We start from the raw sequence: 15006 nt of genomic DNA, 5'->3' as shown, positions 1-15006 counted from the left end.
ACGAGGACTCGCCGGTCGCCTTCGCGCAGCGCTTGATCAACCCCACGATGAACAAAGATGCCGTTTACGAATGTTTCACGTGAAACATTCGTACGTGTTGTACGGCGTCGCGCACCGGCGCCCCTCCCCGGTGGCGCAAAAAAGCGCCCCTCCTTGGAGGGGCGCTTCACGTTGCGAGGGGATGCTTCCTAGAACCGTGCGTACTTCTCGAGGTTCTTCTTGAGGGTGTCGACGAAGCGCTGACCGATGTCGCTGAGCTGCTGGCCCTTGCGCACCACGTAGCCGAGGTGCAGCTTCACGTCGGTGTCGAGCGGCACGGTGTTGAGGCCCGCGCCGTCGGAGATGCCCACGAGGATACCGCTGGTCACCGTGTAGCCGTTGAGCGCCACGATGAGCTCGGACAGCGACGCGCGGTCGGTGCACGCGATGCTCTTGGCGCGCGGCACGCTGGCCAGCGCCTCCTCGGCGAAGGCGACCGGCGAGTCCTCGTCCTGCTCGAAGTAGAGGTACGGGAAGTCCTCCATGTCCTCCAACGTCAGGACGCTGGCGTTCACCATCGGGTGGCTCTTCGGCAGCGCCACGCGCGGGGCCGACTGGATGAGCTCGACGAACTCGAGGCCCGCCGCGTCGAGCGCCGCGTTCACCTCGTCGGCCGTGGCCGACGTCTCGAACAGCACGCCCAGCTCGCTCTTCCCGTCGACGACGTCGTCGATGACGCCCTGCGTGGTGCGGTCGCGCAGCGCGTAGCGGTAAGAATCGCCGCCGAGCGCCAGCACGGTGTGCGCGAACGTCTGCACGTTGAACAGATAATGCTGGCCGGAAACGGCGAAGGTGGTTTCAGTGGTCATAGGTGATCCCTTCCCTAGCGCGTAACGCAGCCGCGCTCGTCAATAAACCTGGAGGCCTTGTGTTCGGACGACGTACCCAGCTTACCTGCATCATACACGATGACCTTGGCGGGGCGCACGCCCGTGTGCGCCTTGAGCGCGGCCTCGGTGCGGCTTGCCACCTCGTCGTAGGGTTCGTCGCTGCCGAGCGAGCGCTCGACGGACACCTCGTACTTGCAGGTGAAGTTCTTCTCGTACACGCGGATGGAGTACTCGCCCGTCAGGCCGTCCAGGCCGCGCACCACGTACTCGATGTCGCTGGGGAACACGTTGACGGCGCCCACGATGAACATCTCGTCCTTGCGGCCGGTCACGTGGATGCGGGCCAGCGTGCGGCCGCATTCGCAGGTGTCGGCGCTCACGTAGCCGATGTCGCCCGTGCGGAAGCGGATCATCGGGCGGGCCTTCTTGCACAGCGTCGTGTACACGAGCTCGCCCGTCTCGCCCGGCGCCAGCACCTCGCCCGTGGTGGGATCGACCGTCTCCACGAGGATCTGGTCCTCCACGATGTGCAGGCCGTCGTGCGCCTCGCAGGCCGCCGCGCACGCGCCGTAGATGTCGGACAGGCCGTAGAAGTCGACGACTTTCGCGCCCCACAGGTTCTCGATGGCCTCGCGCGTGGACGTGATGGAGCCGCCCGCTTCTCCGGCCACGATGATGGTGTGGATGTTGAAATCGGTCTTGGGATCGAAGCCCTTCTCCTTCGCGATCTCGCCGAGATGCCACGCGTAGGACGGCGACGTCCAGATGACCGTGGGCTGGTACTGCTTGAGCACGAACAGCAGGCGGTCGGACGGCACGGCGCCCACCCAGATGGCCAGCGCGCCCAGGCGCTGCGCGCCGATGACGTCGGGGCCGCCCACGTACAGGGCGAAGTTCAGGCCGTGCACGTACCGGTCGTTCGGACGCATGCCCGCCTGCCAGAACAGGCGCGCCTCGGTGTCCTGCCACAGGTCGAAGTCCTCCTGCGTGAAGGGGCTGACCGTGGGGACGCCCGTCGAGCCGGACGAGGTGGCCATGAAGACGACCTCCTCTTCGGGCACGGAGCACATCTCGCCGAAGAAGCTTCCCACGTGCTGCGTCTCGCGCTCGGTCTTCTTGTCGCAGAAGGGCAGCTTCGCGATATCCTCGAGCGTCTGGATGTCGTCCGGCTTCACGCCGGCCTCGTCGAACGCGCGCTGGTAGTAGACGGTGTTGTCGTATGCGTAGGCCACCATGTCCTTCAGGCGTTGCAGTTGCAGCGTCTCAAGCTCCGGCCGCGGCATGCATTCGATCTCCGGATCATAGTACTTCTGATCGTAGGGGATGTCCTTCGCCATGGTTGCTCCTTGTTCGTTTGCGTATATGCAGCGTATTGCATGAAACCACGAACGCGGCCGAAACACAACCTCCCGGGTCATTCGATGTTTTGATGGTTTGCTATCTATCGGATAGATAGCTGGGTAAAATGACGGAAAGAACGTCGAACGAACCATCCCGGCACGGAAGGCACCTCCCATGACCCTTCAGCAGCTGCGCTACCTCATCGCCATCGCGGAGTACGGATCCATCAACGCGGCGGCGCAGAACCTGTACGCGTCGCAGTCGAACCTGTCCACCGCCATCAAGGAGCTGGAGCAGGAACTGGGCATCACCGTGTTCACGCGCAGCAACCGCGGCGTGACGCTGACGAACGACGGCACCGAGCTGCTGGGCTACGCGCGCCAGGTGATCGAGCAGGCCGACATGCTGGAGATGCGTTACGCCGACAAGGGCTCCACCCACCTGCGGCTGGCCGTGTCCACGCAGCATTACGCGTTCAGCGTGCAGGCGTTCGTGAACGTGGTGGAGGAATGCGTCGGCGAGGAGTACGAGTTCATCCTGCGCGAAAGCACCACGGCCGAGATCATCGACGACGTGCGCACGTTCCGCAGCGAGGTGGGCATCCTGTACACCGACGACTTCAACCGGCGCGTGCTGCAGAAGGCGTTCGACGACGCCGACGTGGCCTACGCTCCCCTGTTCGACGCGCGCGTACACGTGTTCGTGGGCGAGCACCACCCGCTGGCGGGCGCCGCGCTGCTGCGGCCCGACGACCTGGCCGACTACCCGCGCTACTCGTTCGAGCAGGGCACCACCAACTCGTTCTACTACTCCGAAGAGCCGCTCAGCCACCTGCCGCACAAGCGCAACATCCGCATCTCGGACCGCGGCACGCTCACCAACCTGCTGACCAGCTACAACGGCTACACCTTGTCGACCGGCGTGCTGTCGGCCGAGATGCACTCGGGCATCGCCAGCATTCCGCTCGACGTGGACGAGGCCATGCAGGTGGGCTACATCATGCACAACGAGCGCCGCCCGAGCGACCTGCTGCTGCGCTACATCGACGAGCTGCACGCCATCATCGAAGCGAACCCGAGCGTCTCCGCGCTGCCGTCCTGACGGCGAGGGGCGCGCCTGCGGCCAGCGCGGCCGTAGCAAGCCCGAAGGCATCCCATGCAAATGTTTCACGTGAAACATTTGTTTGTGTTGTTCATGTAGCACGCGCTATGCGCTCTTCCGACAAAGCGCCGCCCGCGGGTGCGGACGGCGCTTCGAGGTGCGTTGGCGCGCTGAGTGCGAGCGGCTTAGTGGATGGTGCTGCTCACGTAGGGGGTTTTGTCCTTGAGCACCACGTCGTGGGCACCGCCCTCGACGATGGACGTCGACGACACCACGGTGAGCTTCGCCTTGTCCTGCAGCTCGGGGATGGTGAGCGCGCCGCAGTTGCACATCGTGGACTTCACCTTCGACAGCGTGAGGTCGACGTTGTCCTTGAGCGTGCCGGCGTAGGGCACGTAGCTGTCCACGCCCTCCTCGAACGACATGCCCTTCTTGTCGCCGCCCAGGTCGTAGCGCTGCCAGTTGCGGGCACGCGCGGAGCCTTCGCCCCAGTACTCCTTCATGTAGGAGCCGTTGATGTTCACCTTGTTCGTGGGGCTCTCGTCGAAGCGGGCGAAGTAGCGGCCCAGCATGACGAAGTCGGCGCCCATGGCCAGGGCCAAGGTCAGGTGATGGTCGTACACGATGCCGCCGTCAGAGCAGATGGGGATGTAGACGCCCGTCTCCTCGAAGTACTCGTCGCGGGCCTTCGCCACCTCGATGGTGGCCGTGGCCTGGCCGCGGCCGATGCCCTTCTGCTCGCGCGTGATGCAGATGGAGCCGCCGCCGATGCCGATCTTGATGAAGTCGGCGCCCGCATCGGCCAGGAAGCGGAAGCCCTCGGCGTCCACCACGTTGCCCGCGCCCACCTTCACGTCGTCGCCGTAGTGCTCGCGAATCCACTCGATGGTGAACTTCTGCCAGTCGGAATAGCCCTCGGAGCTGTCGATGCACAGCACGTCGGCACCGGCCTCCACGAGCGCCGGCACGCGCTCGGCGTAGTCGCGCGTGTTGATGCCCGCGCCCACCATGTAGCGCTTGTGGGAGTCCAGCATCTCGTTGGGGTTCGACTTGTGCGAGTCGTAGTCCTTGCGGAACACCAGGTACATGAGGCAATCGTCGTCGTCCACCACGGGCAGCGAGTTCAGCTTGTTGTCCCAGATGATGTCGTTGGCAACCTTGAGGCTGGTGTCGGCCGGGGCCACGATCATCTTCTCGCGCGGGGTCATGAAGTCGGCCACCTTCGCGTCCATGGACATGCGGGACAGGCGGTAGTCGCGATCGGTGACCACGCCCACCAGCTTGCCGTGAGCGGTGCCGTCGGCGGTGACGGGCATCGTGGAGTGGCCGTGCTCTTCCTTGAGAGCCACCACGTCGGCGAGCGTCATCTCGGGCGACAGGTTCGCGTCGCTCGTCACGAAGCCGGCCTTGTAGTCCTTGACGCGGGCGACCATGGCCGCCTGGTTCTCGATGGTCTGCGAGCCGTAGACGAACGACAGGCCGCCTTCGGTGGCCAGCGCGATGGCCATGCCGTCGTCGGACACGGCCTGCATGATGGCGGACACCATGGGGATATTCAACGAGATAGGGGCTTCTTCGCCACGCTTGAACTTCACGAGCGGCGTCTTCAAGCTGACGTCGGCGGGAATGCACTGGGCCGACGAATAGCCGGGGACAAGCAAATACTCGTTAAAAGTACGGGACGGCTCGTCGAAATAGTATGCCATGAACTCCTCCATCTGCGATCGGTGCGGTGATCCGGCGTCCCGGCGGCGCGCGATCGCGTCGTCAAGTCCACCGTTACTCAGGTGTTACCCGCTATTATAGCCACGGGAGCCCCGCCCACGCGAGCATTCCCAGGGAATATGGAGAAAAACATGCGGGGTGCACGGCGCACGGCCATAGGGCGCTTTTCGTTTCTAGCGGCTTCTTCCTTGCTGCTCGACGACGCTCATGAGCTCTTGTTTGGAGTGGACGCCGGTTTTCGCGTAGACGCGCTTGATGTGCGCCCACGCGGTGTTCTCGGAAATGACCAGCGTCTCGGCAATGAACTTGGCCGAACGGCCGCGCGCCAGGTAGCCCAGTATCTCGCGCTCGCGCGGCGTCAGCTCGAACCGCGCCGCCACCGCGTCGACGCCCGCGCCCAGCGCGTCGTCGACGGTGAGAACGGCATCCGCGCTCGGCGCGCCTTCCCCGCTCTCCCCCGCCGCAGCGGGAGACGCGTCCTGCGGGTGCGCGCGGCGCAGCGCAACCACCAGCACGATGGCCAGCGGGTAGATGGCCGCGAACGCGAGCAGCGTCAGCAGCGACAGCCCGTAGTCGGCGCTGAGCGCGCCCAGAGCGCTGCCGATGGACAGGCCGATCACCAAGAACAGGCCCGAGCCGCCCAGGTACACGCTGGACAACACGTAGCTCGACATGCGCAGCGTGCGCGCCCGATCGACGATGAACAGCAGGAACACCATGCCGCACACGTCGTAGCACGTGATCATGACGAGGCCTGCCAACCCGCCGAGCGCCTCGCCGAAGAACGGCAGCAGCGAGAGGATCGCCAGCATCGCGGGAAGGCAGCCTTTGTAGACGGCGGTGGGATCGGGATGGCGCATGGTCAGCCCCGCCACCAGCGCGGTGATCGCCGTCGCCGCCACCAGCGGCATCCACATGTTCACATCGCCCACGATGCTCTCGGACTGCGAGCCCAGCACGGTGGTATGCAGGATGCCCACGACGCCCACCAGCACGAACAGGCACAGGCACGCTTGCAGCAGCGTGAGGCGGTCGCCGCGGCTGGCGGGAAGGAGCGCGGCGTGCTCGGCAAACGCGAGCGTCCGCTTGCACCGCACGAGCAGGCACGCCGAAGCGGCCACCGCCACGATGGACAGCACGCTTGCCGCAAGCGATCCCAGCAGGGGCAGCACCGACACCAGCACGCATTGCACGACGAGCCCGCCCACGATCTGGTACACGCCGTACGCGGCCTCGGGCTCCGCCACGAACACCTCGAGCCACGCGGCGTTGAGCACCGTGAGCGCGAAGCCGCACAGCACGCCGTAGAACACGGCCGCCACCGCGAACGGCAGCCCCGTCATCACGCCGGTGGCGCTCAAGAAGAACCCGACGAGCAGCGCGATCACCGCCGGAACCTGGGACAGCGCGCCCGGGCGAAGCCGCCCCGCGCGCACGAGCGCGATGATGACGAGCGCCGTCGTAAACGAAGCGGCGTTCATCGCGAACATGAAGTCGAGCTCGGACACGAACCCGACGGTGGAGGACACCGACCCCATCGCCGTGATGTAGGCAACGGAAATCGCGGTCTTGCACAGACCGAAGCCGAGCGCCCCGAGGGCTATGCCTGCAAACTTGTTCGACACGCAATTTCCTCCCGGTTGCATTGTACCTTGTCTTGCGTGGGACAACGCGGGCACCGGCTGGAAAACCGTCCGCAGTTCCCCGCAAGCAAATGTCATTGACCAGGCTATACGCAAAAAATAACCGAAAATGGGCGAGACGGAAACCGTCGATTTCGACACGTGTACCGATTATCGGGGTCGACTCCGACCACCCCTTCTGGCGATACTCACTTCGTTCATTTCGACGAGGCGCGGCGATGCCGACGCCCCGTCGACCGATCGAGGAGGGAGCTTCATCATGGAACTCAATCGCAGGGACTTTCTCAAGGGATCGCTCGCATTCGGCGGCGTTGCCGCGCTGGGCGGCTTGGCGGGGTGCGCCGCTCCGCAGCAGACGAGCGACGGCCAGGCGAAGGATGCCGAGCCGGAGAAGAAGAGCGTGCCCGAAAGCTTCACCGACGGCAAGTGGATCGGCACGGCCATGGGCCACGACGACAACCTGCTGGTGCAGGTGACCGTCGCCGGCGGCGACATCGCGGGCATCAGCGTGCTGCGCTGCGACGACACCATCGGCATCGGATCGACCGCCGCGCCGATGATGGCCGCGAAGATCCTCGAGGCCAAGAACCTCGACGTCGACACGGTCACCGGCGCCACCACCACCTCGATGGCCGTGCAAAGCGCCGTGGCCGACGCCATCACGAACGCCGGCGGCAACCCCAAGGACTTCCGCTTGGGAGCCACGGCCCCCAGCGGCGGCACCGCGCAGACCGCCGACGTGGATGTGGCGTTCATGGGCGCGGGCACCGCGGGGCTCATTGCGGCGACGCGCCTGCTGGAAGCCGGCAAGACGGTGGTGCTCTTCGAGAAGCAGGACCTCGCCGGCGGCTCCATGCCCATGACGTACTCGGGCGTCGCCGCCGCCGAATCGCAGCTGCAGACGAACTACGCGCTCGGCCGCGCCGACGACAACCCCATGTACAACAAGGAGGGCATGCTGGGCGTCATGCAGAAGTACCTCGTCCCCGAGAACGACCGCTTCGATGGCGCCATGCCGTACCAGACGGCCATGTACTCGAACTCGGGGCAGCTCGTGGACTGGATGCACGGCATCGGCGTGGGCTTCTACAGCCTGGGCGTGAACAAGGCGTACGGCGTCACGCCGTACCTGGCCCCCGGTTGCTACATGGGCGGCTGCGGATACGCGAAGGACTTCCTGGTCGACCGCATCGGCGCGCTCGGCGGGCAGATCGTGTACGCGACGAAGGTGACCGAGCTCGTGCAGGATGCCGACGGTCGCGTGACCGGGCTCAAAGCCGAAGGGCGTGACGGCTCCACCTGGACCGTCACGGCGAAGGCCGTGTGCCTCACGTCGGGAGGGTTCGCGGCGAACAAGGACATGATCAAGGAGCACTACCCCCAGTACGCCGACTTCAAGTTCAACTGCGCCCCCGGCTCCACCGGCGACGGCATCGAGCTGGGTCAGAAAGCGGGCGGCGCCATCGAATGCATGGGCCGCGACCTGGGCGCGTTCCTGTCCACCACGAACCAGGCCGGCTCGAACTTCGAGATCGCCTTCCTGTACCAGACCACGCCCGGCATCCTCGTGAACGCGTCGGGCAAGCAGTTCGGCAACATCATGTCGGACAACCACGGCGTGCTCGGACGCGCGCTGCTCGACGAAGCCAACGGCGGCGCGTTCTACTACATCACCGACGAGGCGGGCCGCATCACCACGAACAAGAACGAGCTGTACGCCATGGACACCTACAAGTGCCTTGAGCACCGCGGCGACATGGTGCACTACGATTCCGTGGAAGCGGCCGCCGAGGAGCTGGGGCTAACCGACCTCGTCGCCACGCTCGAGACGCACAACGCCCACGCGCTCGCCGGCGAGGAGGACGAGTTCGGGCGCAAGAAGCTGCCCTACCTCGACACGCACGACGGCGTTTGGGTGGTGTCTTGCATCCCCACGTTCTACCTGACCACGGGCGGATTGGCCATCGACACCGAGGGACGCGTGCTGAACGAGGCGGGCGAGGCCGTCGCCGGCCTGTACGCGGCGGGCGACGTGTGCGGATCCATCGAGGAGAAGGACGGCCGGCCCTACGCGATGGGCTTCGACGCCGCCATGAACTACGGCTACCTCATGGCCGAAACCGTGAAGAGCGAGATCTAAGCCGCATTCGAGGCCCACAGCGCCTTCCCTCCGGCGCTGTGGGCCTATCCCATCCCCAGCCAGGTTCGCACGATGGGCACGTAGCCCGCCACGAACACCACCGTGATCAGGCCCGGCAGCACGAAGCGCACGTACAGGCGCGTCCAATGCGGAAAGCCGATGCCCTTGCCGGTGTCGGCCTCGCGGATGAACGCGTCCCAACCCCAGCCGCGCTTCGACGTGCAGAACAGCAGCAGCACGAGGCTGCCGATGGGCAGCACCGTGTTCGAGATGAGGAAGTCCTCGATGTCGAGGATGTTCCCGATGCCCGGCACCTCCACGCCGGCCCACAGGTTGAAGCCCAGCACGCACGGCAGCGACAGCAGCGCCAGCGCCGCGCCGTTCACCAGGCACGCCTTCGTGCGCGGCAGGTTCCACTCGTCCATGCTGAAGCCCACGATGTTCTCGAACACCGCGATGACCGTGGACAGCGCCGCGAAGCTCATGAACAGGAAGAACAGCGCGCCCCACAGCTGGCCGAACGGCATGTGCGAGAACACCGAGGGCAGCGTGACGAACACGAGCCCCGGGCCCGCGCCCGGCTCCACGCCGAACGCGAAGCACGCCGGGAAGATGACGAGGCCCGCCATGATGGCCACGAGCGTGTCGAGCCCCGCGATGCTGAGCGCCTCGCCCGTGAGCCGCCGATCCTTGCCGATGTAGCTGCCGAAGATGGACATGGACCCCACGCCCACCGACACCATGAAGAACGCCTGGCCCATCGCCGCGAACACGGCCTCGAAGAACGTGCCCCACTGCTCGGGCGGCGTGGCCCCCGCGAACAGCTTCCCGAAGTCGGGCATGAGGTAGAACGCGAGGCCCTCCCCCGCGCCCGGCAGCGTGACCGCGCGCACGCACAGGATGGCGAGCACGGCGAACAGCGCGCCCATCATCACCTTCGTCACGCGCTCGATGCCCTTTTGCAGGCCCGCGCGCGTCACCGCCACGCCGATGCCCACCGTGAGGACCATGTACGCGGCCGACTCGACGGGGTTCGCCAGCAGCGCGTCGTACACCGCCGAGACGCCGGACGCGTCAAGCCCCTCGAACGTGCCCATGGCGCTGCGCACCATGAACGCCAGCATCCATCCCGTCACCACGGTGTAGAACATCATGAGCAGGTAGTTCCCGCCCAGCGCGATCCATTTGAAGCGGTGCCACTTCGACCCGGCCGGTTCGAGCGTGTCGTAGCTGCGCGCGATGCCCTTCTGGCTGGCGCGCCCCACCGAGAACTCCATGATGAGGATGGGCAGCGCGAACACCAGCAGGAAGAACATGATGAGCAGCACGAAGGCCGCGCCGCCGTACTGCCCCACGATGTAGGGAAAGCGCCACACGTTGCCCAACCCGATGGCGCACCCTGCGCTGATCAGGATGAACCCCAAGCGCGAGCCGAATTTTTCTCGAGCCATGAATCCTCGCTTATCGAAAAGCGCCCGGATCGAGCGTCCCGGGCGCGCATATGCAATGCGAGCAGTGTAGCGGAAAACGACGATACGGCCAATTGACAGTTCGGCAGCGTACGGCGCATCGTCAGCTCGAAGCGCCTCCCGTTCTGCGCCCCCGCCTACGTAAACTGAATTATCGCTAACCGGTTTATCTAATTTATAGATAACTACTGTCCAAAACTACGAATGACCAAACCCCTTGCCTCCGGCGCGGCATCCGTTGATAATGCTTTCACCCCACCGACGAGAGGAGAACCCGTGCTCATGCGAATGCAATCGCCCCAGCTCACGCATCCCGGCGCCCGCTTTCACCCGCATCCAGCCTTCCTGCTGCCCTCAGCGCACCGGGAACGACACGGCAGATGAGAACAGGAAGCCCCGCGGCTTCTTTTTTATGCCCTGCCACCCCGTCCACCAACCGTATTCGCACCCATCGAGACGAAGGATCGAATCCATGACCACCCGCAGCGAATCCCCTGAAGCCCCTTCCGAATCGCGCCCGCCGCGAACCCGCCGCGTCATCGCAGCCCTTGTCGCCTGCCTGGCCGCCGCCCTGCTCATCCTGCCCGGCTGCACGTCGGCCGACGGCGCCGCCGACGCCAAAACCATTCGGGTCGGCGTGTGCGCAGGGCCGTATCAGGACATGTTCGAGCAGGCCATCGAGCCCTCCCTGACCGAGCAGGGCTACACGGTGAAGTACGTCGAATTCTCCGACTACGTGCAGCCGAACAACGCCCTGGCCGACGGCGAGATCGATCTCAACCTGTTCCAGCATGCCACCTACCTGGAGAGCTTCTCCAGCCAGCACAACCTCGACCTCACATCCGTCGTCGAAGTGCCCACCGCCGCCATGGGCGTGTTCCTGGGCAAAGCCGGCTCGCTCGACCAGCTGTCCCCGCACGCCACCGTCGCCATCCCCAACGACGACACCAACCTGTCGAGAGCGTTGCGCGTGCTGCAGCAATCCGGCCTCATCACGCTGGACGCCGCCGTCGATCCCGCGAAAGCAGGGGTGAACGACATCGCGGAAAACCCGCGCGAACTCTCGTTCCAGCAGGTCAACGCCGAAGTGCTTCCCACCGTGCTGGACAGCGTCGACGCTGCGGTGATCAACGGCAACTACGCCATCGGCGCAGGCCTCGACCTTGCCGACGCGGCGTACGTCGAGCAGCTGTCCGAGGGATACTACAACGTCATCGCCGTGCAGGGCGCCGACGCCGACGCCGAATTCGCCCAGGCCGTGAAAGGCATCGTGCAGTCCGATGCGTTCAAAAGCATCATCGACGACCCCGACAACATCTTCGCCGGCTTCGGCAAACCGAGTTCGTACTAGATTCGTACTAGATTCGCACGAGAAAACCGTCGCAAAGGAAGGGCGTTCCATGATAGAGCTGAAAAACCTCCAGGTTGAGTTTTCCCGAGACGGGGTTTCCGCCGCAGCCGTCGACGACGTGAGCCTGACCATCCGGGAAGGCGAGGTGTTCGGCATCATCGGGTCGAGCGGCGCCGGCAAGTCGACGCTCGTGCGCACCATCAACCTCCTACAGGCGCCCACGGCGGGAGATATCGTGATCGACGGCACGTCCATCGTGGGCCAAACCGGAGCCCGCCTGCGCGAAACGCGCTGCGGCATCGGCATGATCTTCCAGCACTTCAACCTGTGGAACGCCAAAACCGTCTACGACAACGTGGCCTTCCCCCTGAAGAACGCCGGCTGGAAGAAGCGGAGCATCGAGGAACGCGTGACCGAGCTGCTGGAATTCGTGAAGCTGAGCGAGAAGCGCGACGCCTACCCCCAAACGTTGAGCGGCGGGCAGAAGCAGCGCGTGGCCATCGCGCGCGCCCTGGCCGCCAACACCCGCATCCTCCTGTGCGACGAGCCCACCAGCGCGCTCGATCTTGAAACCACGAAATCGGTGCTCGACGTGCTGAAACGCGTGAACGAGCAGCTCGGCGTGACCATCGTGGTCATCACTCACGAGCTGGATGTGGTGAAAAGCATCTGCGATCGCGTCGCGGTGATGGACGGCGGACGCGTGGTGGAGGAAGGCGAAACCTACGAGGTGTTCTCCAACCCGCAGTCCGAGATGCTGCGAGGTCTGGTGCGGCACTCCCAGAACTTCGCCCTGCCGAGCGACGTGTTCGAGCAAAGCGGCTCCATCATCAAGCTCACCTATGCAGGGGAAAACGCCACCGAACCCGTGCTGTTCGAGGCGGGGAAGCTGTTCGACGTGCGCCTTTCCATCCTGCACGGAAAGATCGAGTACATCAACGAAAAGCCTTTCGGCATTCTGTACGTGCGAGCCGAGGGCGCTCACGACCAAATCGACCGAGCGACTGCGCATCTGAAAGAGCAGGTCGAGCAACTGGAGGTGCTGAAGCATGCCGGATAACATCAGCGAGATTCTTCTCGAAGTGGGCAAAACGCTGGGAGAAACCGCGTTCATGTGCAGCATCGCGCTGGTCATCGCCATCGTGGCGGGCGGCGCGCTGGGCATCCTGCTCTACGCTTCCAGCACGCACCTGTTCATAAACAGCCCCTTGCTCAACAAGGTGCTGGGCGTGACGGTGAACGTGGTGCGCTCTATTCCGTTCCTGATCCTGCTCATCTTCCTGCTGCCGCTCTCGGCATTGGTGGTGGGCACGAAAATCGGCACCGAGGCCGTGGTGATTCCCCTGGCCGTCGCGGCGGTGGCCTTCTTCGCGCGGCTGAGCGAGGCATCGCTGGCCGAAGTGGACAGGGGCATGATCGAGGCTGCGTTCGCCAGCGGAGCCAGCAAGCTGAAAACGATGTTCTGCATCGTGCTGCCGGAAGCGCACGTGCCGCTGGTGAAGGACGTCACCATCACCGCCATCTCGCTGCTGGGATTCTCGGCCATGGCGGGACTCGTGGGAGGCGGGGGCCTGGGCGACCTCGCGTACCGGTACGGCTACCAGCGCTACAACGTGGGAATCATGATCGCGTGCATCGTGGTGCTGGTGGTGCTGGTCCAGATCATCCAGGCAGCAGGCGACGGCTACGCCAACCGCATCGAACGGAAGCGCTCGTAAGAACGCTGCACCGCGCACTCGCGACGAGGGGCGGGACGCCTTCGCCGCGTCCCGCCCCTCGCGATTTCGGCTCCTACGCGTTCTTCAGGAACGCTTCGTAGCCCTTGAACGCCTCGTAGATGTCGGCTTTGCTGGTGACTTCCCACGGGGAGTGCATCGACAGCACCGGCACGCCCGAGTCGATCACGTCCATGCCGTACTTGGCGGGGATGTAGGCGATGGTCCCGCCGCCGCCCACGTCCACTTTGCCCAGCTCGGCGGTCTGGAACGACACGCCTGCGTCGTCCATGACGCGACGGATGCGCGCGACGTACTCGGCGTTCGCATCGTTGGAGCCGCTCTTGCCGCGGCTGCCTGTATACTTGTTGAACACGAGGCCGCGCCCGAGGAACGCGGAGTTCTTCGCCTCGAAGGCGCTCGCGTAAGCGGGGTCGAAGCCGGCGGACACATCGGACGACAGCATGCTGGAGGACGCCAGCGCGCGGCGCAGCGGCAACGGGCCGCCCTCGCCCGCCAGCTCCATGATCTCGGCGATGGTGTTCTCGAAGAACTGCGACGCCATGCCGGTGGCGCCCACGCTGCCGATCTCCTCCTTGTCCACGAGCACGCACACGGCGGTCTTCGCCGGCTGCTCCACGGCCAGCTGCGCGACCAGCGAGGTGTAGGCGCACACGCGGTCGTCCTGGCCGTAGCCGATCACCATGCTGCGGTCGAACCCGAGGTCACGCGCGCGACCGGCGGGAACGATCTCGATCTCGGCCGACAGGAAGTCCTCTTCGTCGATGCCGTACTTCTCGGCCAGCAGCTTGAGCGCGAACGCCTTGACGGATTCCTTCTCGGCGTCGTCCGCCGGGGCGGCGGTTGCGTCCGCATCCTGCGCGGCGCTGACAGCCGGGCGATTGCCGATGAGGATGTCGAGGTCCTCGCCCTCCACCACCTCGTTGGCTTTCTTCGCCATCTGCTTGCCCGCCAGGTGGATCAGCAGGTCGGTGACGCAGAACACGGGATCGTCCGGGTCGTCGCCCACCTGGACGTCCACCACGGTGCCGTCCTTCTTGGCGATCACGCCGTGCATGGCCAGCGGCAGCGTGACCCACTGGTAGTTCTTGATGCCGCCGTAATAGTGTGTGTCGAGCAGCGCGAACCCGTTCGATTCGTACAGCGGGTTCTGCTTGAGGTCGAGGCGCGGGCTGTCGATGTGCGCGCCCAGGATGTTGAGGCCCGCCGCAAGCGGCTCCTCGCCCAGCTGCACGAGGATGAGCGCCTTGCCGTGCGCCTGCGCCCACACCTTGTCGCCGGTCTTGAGCGCGCGACCTTCGCGCACCGCGTCGTCGAGGCTGAGGTAGCCGTGCTCCTCCGCCAGCGCGATAGCCGCCGCCGCGCATTCGCGCTCCGTCTTGTTGTCCGAGATGAAGTCGATGTATTCGGCCGCCAGATGCTCGAGCGCCTCAAGGTCGGCGTCGTCGTATTTCTTCCAAGCCACGTCCCGTTCCATGTTCACGCGTCCTTTCGTCGCAAGTATTTTGTTCCATACCATTATCGCCAAGCTTGGCGCTGGCGAAACCCGGGAAGAGCAATCTCCCGCAAATCGTAAGCAAGGGGGCACGAGAGGATTTCCGCACTCGAATCCGCGCCTCAGCGCACAAAAA

General features: G+C 65.1%; 11 protein-coding genes. 5 read left to right on the top strand and 6 right to left on the bottom strand.

Going from position 1 to position 15006, the window contains the following annotated elements; all coding sequences use genetic code 11:
* Positions 1–188: 188 nt before the first annotated feature.
* Together GS424_RS02395 and GS424_RS02390 are read right to left on the bottom strand one after the other, a co-directional pair.
* Complete coding sequence (locus tag GS424_RS02395; protein ID WP_160941916.1) at positions 189–848, bottom strand: LysR family transcriptional regulator substrate-binding protein; 660 nt, start codon at positions 846–848, stop codon at positions 189–191.
* Between the two features lie 14 nt (positions 849–862).
* Complete coding sequence (locus GS424_RS02390; protein ID WP_160941917.1) at positions 863–2206, bottom strand: phenylacetate--CoA ligase family protein; 1344 nt, start codon at positions 2204–2206, stop codon at positions 863–865.
* Between the two features lie 178 nt (positions 2207–2384).
* On the opposite strand from GS424_RS02390, the gene GS424_RS02385 reads away from it, so the two are divergent.
* Positions 2385–3311: a LysR family transcriptional regulator gene (locus tag GS424_RS02385; RefSeq protein ID WP_160941918.1), complete on the top strand. Its 927-nt coding sequence runs from the start codon at positions 2385–2387 to the stop codon at positions 3309–3311.
* A 185-nt stretch (positions 3312–3496) separates the two neighbouring features.
* On the opposite strand, the gene GS424_RS02380 is transcribed toward GS424_RS02385, so the two are convergent.
* Together GS424_RS02380 and GS424_RS02375 are read right to left on the bottom strand one after the other, a co-directional pair.
* On the bottom strand, positions 3497–5017 hold the full coding sequence (locus GS424_RS02380) for an IMP dehydrogenase (RefSeq protein WP_160941919.1): 1521 nt from the start codon (positions 5015–5017) through the stop codon (positions 3497–3499).
* 192 nt (positions 5018–5209) lie between these two features.
* Complete coding sequence (locus GS424_RS02375; RefSeq protein WP_160941920.1) at positions 5210–6661, bottom strand: helix-turn-helix transcriptional regulator; 1452 nt, start codon at positions 6659–6661, stop codon at positions 5210–5212.
* A 277-nt stretch (positions 6662–6938) separates the two neighbouring features.
* Here GS424_RS02375 and GS424_RS02370 point away from each other — a divergent pair, with 277 nt between their 5' ends.
* Positions 6939–8819 (top strand): FAD-binding protein, encoded by a 1881-nt coding sequence (locus GS424_RS02370; protein WP_160941921.1) that lies wholly within the window; start codon positions 6939–6941, stop codon positions 8817–8819.
* Positions 8820–8863: 44 nt separating this feature from the next.
* Here GS424_RS02370 and GS424_RS02365 read toward each other — a convergent pair whose 3' ends face one another.
* Positions 8864–10270, bottom strand: a complete 1407-nt coding sequence (locus tag GS424_RS02365; RefSeq protein WP_160941922.1) for a sodium-dependent transporter — start codon at positions 10268–10270, stop codon at positions 8864–8866.
* Positions 10271–10760: 490 nt separating this feature from the next.
* Here GS424_RS02365 and GS424_RS02360 point away from each other — a divergent pair, with 490 nt between their 5' ends.
* From GS424_RS02360 to GS424_RS02350, 3 genes are read left to right on the top strand one after another with little or no spacing between them, the layout of a single operon-like run.
* A complete protein-coding gene (locus GS424_RS02360; protein ID WP_160941923.1) occupies positions 10761–11639 on the top strand; it encodes a MetQ/NlpA family ABC transporter substrate-binding protein in 879 nt (292 codons plus the stop codon).
* Positions 11640–11688: 49 nt separating this feature from the next.
* Entirely contained in the window at positions 11689–12699 is a 1011-nt protein-coding gene (locus GS424_RS02355; RefSeq protein WP_160941924.1) for a methionine ABC transporter ATP-binding protein, read from the top strand.
* Complete coding sequence (locus GS424_RS02350) at positions 12689–13357, top strand: ABC transporter permease subunit (RefSeq protein WP_160941925.1); 669 nt, start codon at positions 12689–12691, stop codon at positions 13355–13357. The genes GS424_RS02355 and GS424_RS02350 overlap by 11 nt, the downstream gene beginning before the upstream one ends.
* Before the next feature lie 73 nt (positions 13358–13430).
* Here GS424_RS02350 and GS424_RS02345 read toward each other — a convergent pair whose 3' ends face one another.
* A complete protein-coding gene (locus GS424_RS02345; RefSeq protein WP_160941926.1) occupies positions 13431–14852 on the bottom strand; it encodes an aminopeptidase in 1422 nt (473 codons plus the stop codon).
* Between the last annotated feature and the right edge of the window lie 154 nt (positions 14853–15006).

The organism is Eggerthella guodeyinii (assembly GCF_009834925.2).
GTDB lineage: Bacteria > Actinomycetota > Coriobacteriia > Coriobacteriales > Eggerthellaceae > Eggerthella > Eggerthella guodeyinii.
The sequence above is the reverse complement of the archived record's forward strand: the minus strand, read 5'-3'. Positions and strand labels throughout refer to the sequence as shown.

Bases quoted from the DNA above. Each gene is read 5' to 3' on its own strand.
- GS424_RS02395 (WP_160941916.1), bottom strand. From the start codon at position 848: ATGACCACTGAAACCACCTTCGCCGTTTCCGGCCAGCATTATCTGTTC.
- GS424_RS02390 (WP_160941917.1), bottom strand. From the start codon at position 2,206: ATGGCGAAGGACATCCCCTACGATCAGAAGTACTATGATCCGGAGATC.
- GS424_RS02385 (WP_160941918.1), top strand. From the start codon at position 2,385: ATGACCCTTCAGCAGCTGCGCTACCTCATCGCCATCGCGGAGTACGGA.
- GS424_RS02380 (WP_160941919.1), bottom strand. From the start codon at position 5,017: ATGGCATACTATTTCGACGAGCCGTCCCGTACTTTTAACGAGTATTTG.
- GS424_RS02370 (WP_160941921.1), top strand. From the start codon at position 6,939: ATGGAACTCAATCGCAGGGACTTTCTCAAGGGATCGCTCGCATTCGGC.
- GS424_RS02365 (WP_160941922.1), bottom strand. From the start codon at position 10,270: ATGGCTCGAGAAAAATTCGGCTCGCGCTTGGGGTTCATCCTGATCAGC.
- GS424_RS02360 (WP_160941923.1), top strand. From the start codon at position 10,761: ATGACCACCCGCAGCGAATCCCCTGAAGCCCCTTCCGAATCGCGCCCG.
- GS424_RS02355 (WP_160941924.1), top strand. From the start codon at position 11,689: ATGATAGAGCTGAAAAACCTCCAGGTTGAGTTTTCCCGAGACGGGGTT.
- GS424_RS02350 (WP_160941925.1), top strand. From the start codon at position 12,689: ATGCCGGATAACATCAGCGAGATTCTTCTCGAAGTGGGCAAAACGCTG.
- GS424_RS02345 (WP_160941926.1), bottom strand. From the start codon at position 14,852: ATGGAACGGGACGTGGCTTGGAAGAAATACGACGACGCCGACCTTGAG.